Source organism: Chitinophaga rupis (assembly GCF_900109685.1).
Lineage (GTDB): Bacteria > Bacteroidota > Bacteroidia > Chitinophagales > Chitinophagaceae > Chitinophaga > Chitinophaga rupis.
The window spans coordinates 264,088-277,874 of record NZ_FOBB01000003.1 but is presented as its reverse complement, the minus strand read 5'-3'; the positions used below and the strand labels follow the sequence as shown (position 1 = coordinate 277,874).

9 protein-coding genes are annotated in these 13,787 nt (G+C 48.2%); 5 read left to right on the top strand and 4 right to left on the bottom strand.

The features are described 5' to 3' along the window. Nucleotides 1–17 precede the first annotated feature (17 nt). The gene (locus BMZ54_RS14240) at nt 18–926 is read left to right on the top strand and encodes a glycoside hydrolase family 43 protein (RefSeq protein ID WP_089912605.1); all 909 of its coding nucleotides are present in this window, start codon (nt 18–20) and stop codon (nt 924–926) included. 8 nt (nt 927–934) lie between these two features. Here BMZ54_RS14240 and BMZ54_RS14235 read toward each other — a convergent pair whose 3' ends face one another. Next, complete coding sequence (locus tag BMZ54_RS14235) at nt 935–2,059, bottom strand: ankyrin repeat domain-containing protein (protein WP_089912601.1); 1,125 nt, start codon at nt 2,057–2,059, stop codon at nt 935–937. Nucleotides 2,060–2,207: 148 nt separating this feature from the next. On the opposite strand from BMZ54_RS14235, the gene BMZ54_RS14230 reads away from it, so the two are divergent. Continuing rightward, nucleotides 2,208–4,049 (top strand): cytochrome c peroxidase, encoded by a 1,842-nt coding sequence (locus BMZ54_RS14230; protein WP_202909246.1) that lies wholly within the window; start codon nt 2,208–2,210, stop codon nt 4,047–4,049. Nucleotides 4,050–4,073: 24 nt separating this feature from the next. Further along, a complete protein-coding gene (locus BMZ54_RS14225) occupies nt 4,074–5,651 on the top strand; it encodes a purple acid phosphatase family protein (protein ID WP_238386581.1) in 1,578 nt (525 codons plus the stop codon). Nucleotides 5,652–5,690: 39 nt separating this feature from the next. Here the strand turns inward: BMZ54_RS14225 and BMZ54_RS14220 are convergent, their stop codons facing one another. Then, on the bottom strand, nt 5,691–6,614 hold the full coding sequence (locus BMZ54_RS14220; RefSeq protein WP_089912594.1) for an extracellular catalytic domain type 1 short-chain-length polyhydroxyalkanoate depolymerase: 924 nt from the start codon (nt 6,612–6,614) through the stop codon (nt 5,691–5,693). Between the two features lie 234 nt (nt 6,615–6,848). Here BMZ54_RS14220 and BMZ54_RS14215 point away from each other — a divergent pair, with 234 nt between their 5' ends. After that, nucleotides 6,849–9,221, top strand: a complete 2,373-nt coding sequence (locus BMZ54_RS14215) for an ABC transporter permease (protein ID WP_089912591.1) — start codon at nt 6,849–6,851, stop codon at nt 9,219–9,221. A gap of 165 nt (nt 9,222–9,386) precedes the next feature. Here BMZ54_RS14215 and BMZ54_RS14210 read toward each other — a convergent pair whose 3' ends face one another. Continuing rightward, nucleotides 9,387–9,770: a VOC family protein gene (locus BMZ54_RS14210; protein WP_089912588.1), complete on the bottom strand. Its 384-nt coding sequence runs from the start codon at nt 9,768–9,770 to the stop codon at nt 9,387–9,389. Nucleotides 9,771–10,133: 363 nt separating this feature from the next. On the opposite strand from BMZ54_RS14210, the gene BMZ54_RS14205 reads away from it, so the two are divergent. Further along, nucleotides 10,134–11,543 carry a PQQ-dependent sugar dehydrogenase gene (locus BMZ54_RS14205; protein ID WP_089912585.1) on the top strand — a complete coding sequence of 470 codons (1,410 nt, stop codon included), beginning with the start codon at nt 10,134–10,136 and terminating at the stop codon, nt 11,541–11,543. A gap of 174 nt (nt 11,544–11,717) precedes the next feature. Here the strand turns inward: BMZ54_RS14205 and BMZ54_RS14200 are convergent, their stop codons facing one another. Continuing rightward, entirely contained in the window at nt 11,718–13,604 is a 1,887-nt protein-coding gene (locus BMZ54_RS14200; protein WP_089912582.1) for a T9SS type A sorting domain-containing protein, read from the bottom strand. Nucleotides 13,605–13,787: the final 183 nt, after the last annotated feature.

Sequence of the window (13,787 nt, the reverse complement as noted above, 5' to 3'; positions counted from 1 at the left end):
CTTTAAATAGCTGAATAATGGACAACAAGCATCAAACGCCTGCCGGTAACCCGGTGATCAGGCATAAGTTCACCGCAGATCCAGCCGCCATTGTTTTTAACGATAAGGTATATATGTATACCGGTCATGATGAAGCGCCGCCCGGCGAATACAAATATGTCATGAATGAGTGGTTGTGTTTTTCTTCAACAGACATGGTTAACTGGACAGAACATCCTATTCCCTTAAAAGCCGCGGATTTCAAATGGGTAAAGGGCGGTGCCTGGGCCTCGCAGGTCATTGAGCGCCACGGCAAATTCTTCTGGTATGTAGCGGTGGAACATAATACTATTCCCGGCCGCGCAATAGGTGTAGCCGTGGCAGACCGCCCGGAAGGGCCGTATAAAGATGCCCGCGGATCAGCGCTGGTAAGTAATGACATGACGACCTTTATTGATAGTGATAAAGATGATATAGACCCCACTGTGATCATTGATGATGACGGGCAGGCGTACTTGTTCTGGGGCAATGGAATGTGTTATTATGCAAAGCTGAAGGAGAACATGACAGAGCTGGATGGAGAGATAAAAAAAGTAGACCTGCCTGATTTTTCAGAAGGCGCCTGGATCCATAAACAGGGCAGCTGGTATTACCTGTTATATGGTTACCAGTTCCCGGAAAAGGTAGCCTATGCCATGAGCCGCAGCATTCATGGCCCCTGGGAGTTTAAAGGTATTGTAAATGAAATAGCAGGTAACTGCCAGACCAACTCACCGGCCCTGCTGGAATACAAGGGCCTCACTTACTTTATTTATCACAATGGCGGTTTGCCCCCGCATGGCGATAGCTACCGCCGCTCCGTATGTATCGATTACCTGTTCTATAATGCAGATGGTACGTTGAAACGGGTGCAGATGACCTCTGAGGGCGTAGTGCCGGTAAAGTAAAGCTTGTATTAATCGCGTAGCAGCTCAATGATCTCTGTGCGTTTCATAGCCTCCGCTAATGATAACGCCGTATGATCCATTGCTACTGCATGCCGGTTGGCCCTGTTTTCCAGCAGCAGCCTTACCATATGTACATGGCCCATTTCGGCCGCGCGGTGCAGGGCGGTGAACCCGCGTGCATCTGCCGCATTCACATCGGCTCCGGCTAGCACCAGCAGGTTAAAATGCCTGGCAGCATTGGATTGTACGGCATTCATAACAGGTGTAGCGCCTTCGGCAGAGCGTACATTGGGATCGGCGCCCAGCGCCAGCAGCTTTTCCATAGGCTCTGTAGTTTCACAGGCCAGGCTCCAGTGCAGGGGCGCCAAACCATCCCTGGCCAGGCTGTTTACCGGAATGCCTTCCAGTACATATTTTTCAATATCCGGCATATTGCTTCTGGCCACAGCAATATGTAACAGGGAGTGAGAGCGTAATGGTTTGCTTACAACCGGTACAAAGTTTTCATTAAAGGTGCCTATCTGCGCCAGCTTGCCGTAAACGGAAAAAGCCCATAAGGCCGCCTCGCGCGGTTTATCTTTTAACGCGGCCGGCAGCGGCGCAGGCACCACTTCGCCAATGCCGTAATTCATCAGCAAAAAGCGCACAATGGCCCTGGTAAAAGCAGGGGTTTCATCTTCCAGGAACTTACCGGTAATGCTTTTAACAGTTAGCTGGTTGTGCTGCTGTACAGTAGTAGCGGTTACCAGCACCTGTCTAAGCCAGCTGCGTACAAATACCAGCGTATCATCCATAAAATAAATGGCCCACTTATGCTCCATGGTTTGCGGAATAAATAATACTCCGGGTGCCAGCTTACCATCTGTGGCTACCGTAATGCCGCCTTCAATTGTAGTGCTTTCCGCAGGAGAAATACCGGCAAATGAGCTCCCATCTTCCTGGTTATACGAAACCGCATTCATGGCCATTTGCGGGTTGGAAGAGGTAGCGGTCATACGAAGCGTAACCCCGCGCAGGTCAAGCAGTGGAATGCGCCAGGTATTGTTTGCCGCCGGAATAAGTGGAATGGTTTGATCCTGAGGGTCAGATGCCGCAGGACTGGTTTTTCGGAACAGGTTACTGAGGAACGACATAATGCTCACAATATAATAGATTTTTATAATGAATGTTATTGCTGCTGCGCGCTCATCATACTTAATACTGGCATAACATAAAACGTATTTTCTTTGTTACTTCGTTAATGGATTGAAAATAAACGGGGTTGGCAATCATCTAACAGCTATGCCGGAAAAAAGGGGCTTCAAAAAACAGATCATTATATTATGCATGGCGCTGGGTAGCTGCCTGCCGGCGCTGTTCAGCACAGGCTATCCCACTCATACCAATATAGGGGTAACACCGGCTGTTGCCTGGTTTAAAGCAGGCGCGCAAGATTTTGCTGCCACCACCGCACAGCTGCAAACCGCCCTGCAGGCTATAGATGAAAAGCATCCGCAAACCATTTTACAGGCACGCCAGGCATTAACTCAATGCCGCCTGCAATATAAACGGATAGAGTTTTTCCTGGAATACTTTTTCCGCAGCGCCGCCATGATCTATAACGGCCCGCCTAAGTATGAAATAGAGGAACCCTATATGGAATACATGACACCTATAGGCTTACAGGTAATAGAAAGCCTGCTGTTTGAAAAAGACGCCGCCGCACATCAAAAAGAATTATTGCAACAGGCAGCCGCCAGCAATTCCTCCGCACAGGACATGGCTGCTTTGTTATATGGTTTTGCCGCCACTGATAACCAGCTGCTGGAAAGTGTGCGCCTGCAGCTAATCCGCGTGTACACCCTTGGCATTACCGGTTATGATGCCCCGCTATTAAAAACCGGCATTACTGAATCATATGCTGCCATGCAGGGACTTCAGCATATTCTCACTCCCTTTTTACAAACGCATGCACCGCATGCAGATAGTGTTGGATATTATCTGGCCGGCTGCCTGCAGCTGTTGCAGGCCGATCAAAACTTTGACACGTTTAACCGTTTACAGTTCTTAACAGTATATGCCTTACCGTTACAGCGTAACCTGGGCTTACTGATCAATGAGCTGCATCTGCAGCATAATACTACAGGTGGCGTGCTTAATTATGACGCCGAACATTTGTTCAGCAAAGATGCCATTAACAAAAATGCATTTACTGCAGATAGCAACACCCTGAACACAGCCTTAATTACCCTGGGCAAAACACTGTTCACAGAAAGGGCGCTTTCCGGCAACAATAAAATAAGCTGTGCCACCTGCCACCGCCCGGAGCTGCATTTTACAGATGCATTGTCCGCCAGCGTAGCCTTTGACGGTCATTCACATGTAGGCAGGAATGCCCCTTCTTTATTATACGCCGCTTACCAGTACGCGCAGTTCTGGGACGGGCGGGCTAAAAGCCTGGAGGAACAGGTAAGCGCAGTAGTAAGCAACCCGCAGGAAATGAATGGCAATGCAGCTCAGACCCTGCAGCAGCTGCAGGCAAGCAAAATATACCGGCAGCTCTTTAAGCAGGCGTTTAACGACAGCGCTATCACCACACCAGGAATAGCTACTGCTATAGCTGCTTACGTGCGCACGCTAAGCCCGTTTAACGCGCCTTTTGACCAGTACCTGGCGGGTGATACCGCTGCTATGAACGGCGCCCAGCAACGCGGGTTTAACTTATTCATGGGCAAGGCCCAATGCGGCACCTGCCACTTTGCACCAGTATTTAACGGGCTGGTGCCACCGCTGTACAACTTTACGGAGCTGGAAGTATTAGGTACTACCCGCACAGATAATCTTAATAAACCGGAAGCAGATACTGACCAGGGGCGCTTTAATATTTTTCCCATTGAATATTACCAGCAGGCATTTAAAACACCCACTGTGCGCAATGTATCGGCCACCGGGCCATACATGCACAACGGCGCTTTCAGCACCCTGCAAGGTGTAGTGGAGTTTTACAACAAAGGCGGCGGCCGGGGATTAGGCTTACAGGTGCCGCAGCAAACACTGGCTGCCGCGCCTTTACAGCTAAGCAGTACAGAGGTGAATGATATTGTAAGCTTCCTGCATGCGCTGGAAGATCCTATAACCAATTAAACCATCAACATTAGCATATAACCAATGAAGCAAACACTTTTTTTACTCGCCTGCATGTGTATTATTATGGCAGGTTTTACACCCGCAAATGCACAGGAGCAGCGCAACCCAACTGTAGTGCCGGTATTATTAAGAGGCCCTTATTTACAGGTAGCTACCAGTAATAGTATTATTATACGCTGGCGTACTACCACCATGACGCGCAGCGTGGTAAAATACGGCAGGGCAGCCAATCAGCTGGACAGCACAGCGCAGGAACCCACGCTTACCTTTGAGCACCAGGTGAAATTAACAGGGCTTAGTCCCCGCACCAGGTATTATTATGCCATTGGCGGCGGCCAGGGCGCTATGATACAGGGCGATAGCAGCAATCATTTTGTAACCCTGCCCGTACCCGGCACAGAAGGTGCTTACCGTATAGGCGTGTTTGGCGATTGCGGCAACAATTCAACCCGCCAGCGCGATGTACGCGACCAGGTAGAAAAATACATTGCTGATAAGCCCATGGATGCCTGGATACTGCTGGGCGATAACGCCTACACTTACGGCCAGGACCCGGAGTTCCAGGAAAAGTTCTTTAACATTTATAAAGATGACCTGCTGAAGAAATATGCCGTGTTCCCGTCACCAGGCAACCATGATTACAACGATCTGTACCAGTTTAAAGCCACTGCGCAAACCACGCACGATATTGCGTATTACCACAACTTTTCCATGCCCACAGAAGGCGAAGCGGGCGGCGTACCTTCCCACACACAGGCATTCTATTCATTCGATATTGGCAACATCCATTTCCTGTCACTGGATTCTTATGGCAAAGAAGATAACGCCACCCGCCTATACGACACTACCGGCGCACAGGTACAGTGGATCAAGAAAGACCTAGAAGCATTTAAGAACACTAAACGCGGTTGGGTAATTGCTTACTGGCACCACCCGCCCTACACCATGGGCTCCCACAACTCAGATAAAGAAGGGGAGCTGGTGCAGATCCGCCAGAACTTCATCCGCATACTGGAACGCTATGGCGTAGACCTGATCCTTTGCGGGCATAGCCACCTGTATGAGCGTTCCCGCTTAATGAAAGGCCACTATGGTATGGAAGCTACTTTTGATTCCAGCAAACATGTGCTGGACCATTCCACTGCTTTATACGATGGTTCTGAAGATGCCTGTCCTTACATTAAAGACGGCAACAATACCGGCACCGTGTACGTGGTAACAGGTTCCGCAGGCGCCTCCGGCGATAAGCAAACGACCTATCCGCACAATGCCATGTATTACTCCAACTACGAAATAGGCGGCGCCTCTATGTTAGAGATAGACAGTAATCGTTTGGAATTAAAATGGATCTGTGCCGATGGGCAGATCAGGGACCATTTTGTGATGATGAAAGATGTGAACAAGCACCAGGTTATTCATGCAAAAAAAGGAGAGAAGCTAACGCTCACCGCTTCCTTTATAGGAACGTATAAATGGAAAGGCCAGAAGAACGCTACCAGCCGCAGCTTACAGGTAACGCCCAAAGCCGGAAAAACAGTGTACGAGGTAGAGGATGCATATAATTGCGTGAAAGATGTATTTGAGGTGAATGTAAAATAAGGTATGTGTGCCACATCTCAAAGGTGTGGCACACATCTATCACGGCAACGTATATCTTTGAAAGAAATCCCAGATCAGATCATTCGCATTGACCACCGTAGAAGGCGTATCTGCTTTAGCCCTTACCTTTTGTGAGCCCGGCCAGGCATGGCCGCCGTCTTTTGTAAGGTACAGCTGCATCATTACGTTATTGGTGCAGGAGGTCCATTGGGTGAGCTTGTAGCGGTTATCATCCGTTATTACCTGTTTAGTGCTGCAGGCGTTCTTACCCGCCCATAAATCCAGCCCGGAATCAACCGGGGGATAGTAATAACCAGCCAGTCCTATACCACCTGCATAAGGTACTTTCTGATCCAGTATGGAATGAATGTGCAGGATGGGCACTGCTCGTACCGGTGTGCAGGGTTTAGTGGTAACCAGGGTGCCGCTTACAGGTGCAATAGCCGCAATTTTATCAGACAGCTCGCAGGCCAGCCGGTAGCTCATCATAGCGCCGTTAGACATACCGGTTACATACACCTTTTTAGGGTTAACGTGGTAATGGCTTATTGTATAATCGATCAGCTCACGGATGAATTTTACATCGTCCACATTCTGCTCCATGGCGGCATCGCAGCAGGTACCTGCATTCCAGGTGCGCAGGCCCAGGGGGCCGTTACTTTGTATACCGTCCGGGTACAGGGCAATAAAGCCCGCTGCATTGGCTTTATCTGTAAAATGGTAATCCTTTTCAAACTGTGCAGCGCTGCCGCCGCCGCCATGCAGGCCCAGTACCAGCGCAAAGGAGGCGCTATCGTTATCGTAATAATGAGGCGGCAGGTTTAGCAGATAGGTACGGGTACGTTCATCCACATTCATAGTGCCATTAAACCGGTACTGTTGCCCATTGCTGCCGTTCTTCTGGCAATAGCTGAAGGTAACCAGTAACAGCAGCACAGAAAGATTTGTCAGAAATCGTTTCATGGTTCATTGATTATTGAGCACAAAGAAAGTTATTCCTTCAAAAAGCTGCCAGGGCAAAAGGGGGGAAGCTGTAATTTTCCGGGGCCAAATTGTTCGCCAGCGCACATGCCTGTATCAAAACCGGACATTTTGCTACCTATTTTGCTATCTAACACATTGAATCTGAAACAGGTAAAAAGGCGGCATCCCTCTTGGTGGCAGTAAACAGTTATCCATCCCCTTATAATACCGCTTATGTTCAAAAACTACTTCAAAACTGCCTGGCGCAACTTAATGAATAATAAGTTCTACAGCGCGCTGAATATTATTGGCCTTACCGTAGGCCTGGCCGTGGGATTACTGATATTGTTATGGGTAAATGATGAACGTAGCTTTGACCGGTTCAATAGGGATGCTGCCAACATTTACCGGGTAAATACGGCGCTGGGCACCGGCTTAAGCAAGGGCGTGTATGATGTAACACAGGCTACCATTGCCTTTCATGCATTAAAAGAAGTACCCGGCGTAAAAAACGCCGTACGCATTATGGGCAATGGGGATTATGCCTCTTTCAGCTATGGCAGTAAAGTGCTTAGCGGTAACCAGGGTTTGTTCGTGGACTCATCATTTTTTAAGGTGTTTGATTATAAGCTGTTAAAAGGCAGCCGCGAACAACCTTTTTCCGGCCCACAGTCGGTGATCATTACCCAGACTGCTGCACAACGTTTCTTCGGAGCAGCAGATCCTATGGGAAAAATACTGGTGGCTAATAATAAGGAGAGTTTTACTGTAAGCGGTATCATGGCCGATTTTCCTGAAAATTCTTCCTTTAAGGCGGATCTGCTGTTCCCTACCAGCCTGTGTCAAAAACGTTACCAGGTACAGGGAAGCTACTGGCCCTCGCTGGATGAAGACTGGGGTAATTACGCCTGGGGCACTTATTTGCAGCTGCAGCCCGGGGTATCCATAACAGCAGTGGCAGACCAACTTACAAAGATCAATGTTAAACATCAACCCGGCTTCAAACCCATTGAGATAGGTGAATACCGCTTACAGCCCCTTACAGATATACACCTGCATGCGCCGGATGGCAGCGGGGAGGGTAAACAGCTGGTGAACATTTTTACCATTGTAGCCATGCTTATCCTGGGCATAGCGGTTATTAACTACATTAACCTTTCCACTGCACGCGCTATGCTGCGCGCCAAAGAAGTAAGCCTGCGCAAGATCATTGGCGCGGGCCGGCAGCAGCTGATTACACAGTTTGTAATAGAAACCTTTTTGTTCTTTATCATTACCCTTTGCCTGGCTTTTGTATTAATGACGGCCCTGATGCCTTTGTACAACAATATTGCAGGTAAGCAAATGCACATAAACGTATTGGATGCGGGTTTGTGGAAGGTGATAGGTTTTACCGTGCTGGCTGCTATGCTGGCATCCGGCATTTACCCGGCGCTGCTGCTATCATCCTTTGAACCCTTAAATGCATTAAAAGGCAAGCTGTCCTGGGGCATTGGCAACATAGCTTTCCGCAAGGTGCTGGTGGTATGCCAGTTCGTATGTTCTATCGGGTTAATTATTGGTACGGTGATCATTCACCGGCAGCTGAGCTTTATAAGGGAGAAAAAGTTAGGCTATGATAAGTCATACGTGTTTTCCTTTAACATGCGTAACATGAAGGATCACCTGGATGCGGTAGCCGCTACCTTACGCAGCCAGCCTGCCATACAGGGCGTTACTACAGCCAGCGGTAATATTGTGAGTGTGCCTAATGCTACTGTAGACATAAGGTGGGAAGGCAAAGATCCTAACCTGAGCTTCTTCGTACATCCATTGGGTATAGATAAGGATTTCCTGGATTTCTTTAAGCTACAGCTGGCAAGCGGCGCCAATTTTACCGGCAGCAAAGCAGATTCCGCGCATTTTATTTTGAATGAAACCGCGGTAAAAGAGGCGGGCATTAAAGACCCGCTGGGCAAAAGCCTTACGTTTTACGGGAACACCGGCACTATTATAGGAGTGGTAAAGGATTTTCATTTTGCATCCCTGAAAGAAAAGATCCAGCCCTTTATTTTTTATTACCGGCCGGTAAGCAACCAGCTGTTTGTAAGAACAACCGCAGGGCAATCCGCAGCAGCCATTAAAGCGGTGGAGAAATTATGGCCACAGTATAATACTGATTTTCCGCTGGAATACAGGTTCATGGATGAAACCTTTGATAACCTCTACCGGTCCGACCGGCAAACCGGCGCACTGTTTGACTATTTTACCATTATTGCTATTTTAATTTCCTGTTTGGGATTGTTTGGCCTGGCTACCTATGCAGCACATGTAAAGGTGAAGGAAATAGGCATCCGCAAGGCGTTAGGCGCCAGTGTGCTGAACATTGCTGCCATGCTATCCAGGGATTTTTTAACCCTTATTATCATTGCTATTATTATTGCGATGCCCGTGGCCTGGTGGGCCGTGGATCAATGGCTGGTAAATTTTGCCTACCGCGTAACCATCCGCTGGTGGGTGTTTGTTACAGCCGGGGTAGGGGCATTGCTAATTGCCCTGGGCACTGTAAGTTTCCAGGCTATAAAAGCAGCGCTGGCGAATCCGGTGAAGAGCTTGCGCGCAGAGTAATTAATAATGAATAATTAAGAATTAATAATTGTGGGACAGTTATATCGTAGTACGAATAATTGCAAAATAAAAAGGAATGGCTGTTTGTAGCGCCATTCCTTTTTATTTACTTATAACTTCAGGGAAGCTGCATTCACCTGAACCAACATTCTCCGGTATTATTAATTATTCATTATTTTCAATCACAGAGAGAATATTCCCCGCCGGGTCTTTGAACCAGGCTATCTTGTGCGTGCCGTTATCCCGTATGCCTTTATCATTTGTTTCAATATCGCCGGTATAGTGCTCAAATTCCACACCTTTATCATGCAGCTCATCTACCGTTTTCTCCAGGTTATCTACCTGGAAATTTAATACCGTAAAAGTAGCCGGTGTATGATTTGGCTTAGGGTAAAGCATTACATTGCCACTGCCGTTCATGTCCAGCGTTAATACCCCTTCCGGTTGTTTAATAGAAGTTTTGATGCCCAGCGTTTTTTCATAGAACGTTTGCGCTTCCTGTACGTTATTTACAGAAAAGCTGCTAAAGGAATTTTTTTGACCAACCATAACAAAAGTATTTATTGGTGAATAATAGTGTGTTGATAGTGTGCTTATACTACCTCACAAATTTACTGCCATTACCCCAGCCTCAAGGGCGGCAATTGCGTCAATAACAGGGTGGATCTTACCACTGCTATAGGGCTGCTGCCTGGAAGGCAACAGCCATCAGCCAATCTCAACCATAAGAATATTTTCATAACAACGCAACCTTTCCCATCACTCGCGCGTAAACATAAAGCTATCGCCGCATCTTCGTCTTTGTTAGTAGCAGTAATCACCATATCAAAGAACCATGCAGCATTCCACATCTTAAAGAGAACGAACGAACATTACCCTGTCGATTCTTCACCATCTAAACAATTGATTGTTATGAAAAGCAATTGCACGTACCTCTTTCGCCTGCTGCAACGCAGTACGGCGGCCCCTTTCGTGTTAGCCCTGCTAAGTACCGTATGCTTATTGCAGAGCTGTAAAAAACATGATGACGACAAGCCCCCGAAGGCCGTAGATGTGCAGCTGATCGCAGACAACCTGGTATCTCCCTTAGGCGTGGTAACAGCGCCGGATTACAGCAAGCGCTTGTTTATTATTGACCAGGTAGGTAAAGTATGGATTGTGGATGCAAGCGGCAATAAGCTGGCTACTCCTTTTATTGATCTGAGCAGTAAGCTGGTGCCTTTACAAGCCGCTTATGATGAACGCGGCCTGCTGGGCCTGGCGTTTCACCCCGATTATAAGCATAACGGGCGCTTTTATGTGTATTACAACCTGCCGCCCCCCGCTGGCGGTCCGGTTAGCGGCACACCCTGGAATAACCTGAGCCGTATTGCAGAATTTAAAGTATCAGCCTCCAATCCTAACATGGCAGATATGAGCTCTGAAAAAGTGCTGTTTGATATAGATGATCCGCAGCTGAACCACAACGGCGGTACCCTGGAATTTGGCCCGGATGGTTACCTGTACATTGCTATTGGCGATGGCGGCGCAGCCGATGACGTAGCCCCCGGCCATGTGAACGACTGGTATGCCACCAATGCCGGTGGTAACGGGCAGGATGTAGAAGCCAACCTGTTTGGCAACATACTGCGTATTGATGTGAACAGTGGCAGTCCTTATGGTATACCTGCGGATAATCCCTTTGTAGGCAAACCCGGCAGGGATGAAATTTATGCCTATGGTTTTCGCAACCCATACCGCTTTTCTTTTGATATGGGTGGTTCCCACTGGTTATATGCAGGCGATGCCGGCCAGTCGTTATACGAAGAAATTGATGTAGTAAAAAAAGGCGGCAACTACGGCTGGAATGTTAAAGAAGGTACCCATTGTTTTGATGCAGCTAATGATAAGGTAGAGCTGCCCGGCTGCCCCGTGCAGGACACTTTCAACAACCCGCTGGTAGACCCGGTAATTGAAATGAACAATGCCGCTAACCCCAAAGGTGGTAAGGCCACCACCATCATTGGCGGTAATGTGTACCGCGGGCATGCCATTCCCGGCCTGCAGGGTAAATACATTTTCGGTATCTACTCACAATCGTTTACTACGCCGAATGCGGAGCTATATACCTCTAAACCCGGCGGTACCGGCTTATGGTCTTTTGAAGAGCTTACCTTAAAAGACAGGCCCAATGATATTGGTTATTACCTGAAAGGTTTTGGACAGGATTGGGATGGAGAAGTGTACATCACCGTATCCTCCATGGCAGGTCCTTCCGGCAATACCGGTAAGGTGTACAAGCTGGTGCCGGAAAAAGGTAATAGCGGCCACGGGAATTATTAACCGTAAGAAGGATGTAAAATAAAATTTTAAATCATAAATGTAAAAGTGGAATGCAGCGATTAGGTCTTGGTCAGACTCCGCTGCATTCCACTTTTACATTTATTTCGTTCATAAAGTCTTTTCAATGGTCTCTATGAACCTCCTTCGTCGGTTTATGATTTTACATTCTTTCCATTACTGCACCACTAATTTTTGCGTGGTATCTGATTTCGAATTGCGGATCCTTACCAGGTACACGCCGCTTTTCAGGGCTTTGGTATCCAGCAGGTAATTTTTGCCGCTGCTTACGGTTTCAAAAGCTATTTCCCCATTCAGCTTAATAACGGAAATAAAAGTTTTTTCCGTAGCTGCATTGGTGAATTCCAGCTTTACAATATGGCTGGGAGCTACCGGGTTGGGGTACATTAAAAATTCAGCAGGGTTGATCATCTTTTTAATGTCCGCTACTTCGCAGGTGGTAGGGTAGGCATGGTTGCAGTACTTTGACCAGTCTATACCTGCTGCGCTGTTGCTTTCTGTAGCAGCGGTACGCGAAGTAGCCAGCGTAGCTGAATTATACCATTTGGTGTTAATATTGGCTGTACCGGTAACGCCGGTCACTAAACGCAAACGGTAATTGTATTTAGCGCGGCGGGTGCTTTCCCCGTTATAAATGTAATCTGTATTGGTAATAACGGCAATGACTACACCGTTTGCAGGCGGGGAAGTAAGCTTCAGGCTGCAGCTGCCGCTGGATACATACTGGCTGTACACCGGTGTGCCGGTAGTGGTGCGGTATACCAGCTGGCAGGTCATGTTAGCGCCAATAGGTTCAAAGTTCACCGTTACCATATTACCGGTTACCAGCAAGGGTATCTGGTTACCGCCAGACCATCCCGGCAGGGTAAGCGTATCCGGTGTAAGCAGCCCTGCGTTGTTAGTGGTTTTTACATAAGGCGTGGCTATCCACGGTGCAGGATTTAACCAGGAAGGCTGCCACTCCGCGCCAATGGATTGCCCCATGTGCGCATCCAGCAATGCCAGCACCGCATTTTTCCAGGGGCCAAAATCCACCAGCGCCTGCTTGGCCCGGTACTCTGTTATTAAGCGCCGCATTTGTGCCGCGCCAATACCGGATGCAATACCTGCCAGCACACGGGTAGGCGAATTTCTCCATATCCAGGGTACGGAGCCGTTGCCCAGCACATTCCCCAAAAAGGTGGGGAATGAGCTGCTGTATTGATGTCCGCCTAAATAGGTTTTCCAGGTGCAGATCTGCTGCCCGCCGTTAAACATATTCACCCCTTCGGCAGAGGGCCCTCCGAAAGAGCCATCCTGCAACCAGCCGGAGTAACATTCAATAGGCATAAAAGGCGCAATAAAATCCGTACCATTCAGGAAACCCATGGAGCTGTAGTTGTTGTTACGCTGCGCATCGGCAGTTTGCTGCAGCCATACATTACCGCCTTCATGAAACCAGGCCGATTGTTTTACGCCCGGCAGGTCGGCCAGTACGGCATGTATACCTTCATGCACCATGGCGCTGCGCTGGGATTCCCTGTCTGAATAAGGGCAGGCCGGGTCAAAGGAATACACCGGGTAATAAGAGGCCAGTACCATAGGCCAGCTTGTACCATTATAGTTAATAGCGCTTTGCCAGCCACCCAGGTCGGTGTTGGAAGCATTATCTGTACAAAGCCCGGAACCATACAGGTATACCGCGCTGCGGTAACCGCTTTTTGCGCGCAGGTCCGGAGGCCATCCCATTTGATCGCGGAAGTAGGCAAATTCGCTGTTTAACCGCGCCAGCATGGGCGTAATAGCAGCTGTGGTTACCAGTGAGTTCTTATTGGGGCCCCAGCGGAATGTCCACCATTGGGACGATTGTGTGCCTACCACCTGCGGGCAGTCATTTAATACCTGCGTAGGCGTGGGCAGGGTGGGAAACTCATCCCTGAAATTGTAGCTGATGTTGGGTGAGTAGGCCGGCCATGTGTATGGATCTCCTACTGCCTGTGCCTGCAATAAAATGTTGTTGAAGAGTAAACATAGTATCAGTACAGAAAATTTTAGCTTGTTCATAAAGATAGCGTGACTTGTTAGTTAATAATAGGGTTGATGGATCTACTTTGGGTAGATGGTATTTTGAGAAAGAAAATACTTAAAGAAGGGTTAGGGCTACATGCATATAGGTTTTTCCGGTAGGTATCTTCCAGGCATGAAATTAGGTTAATAGGGAAGACCCCGGTACCTTTTTATTAACCA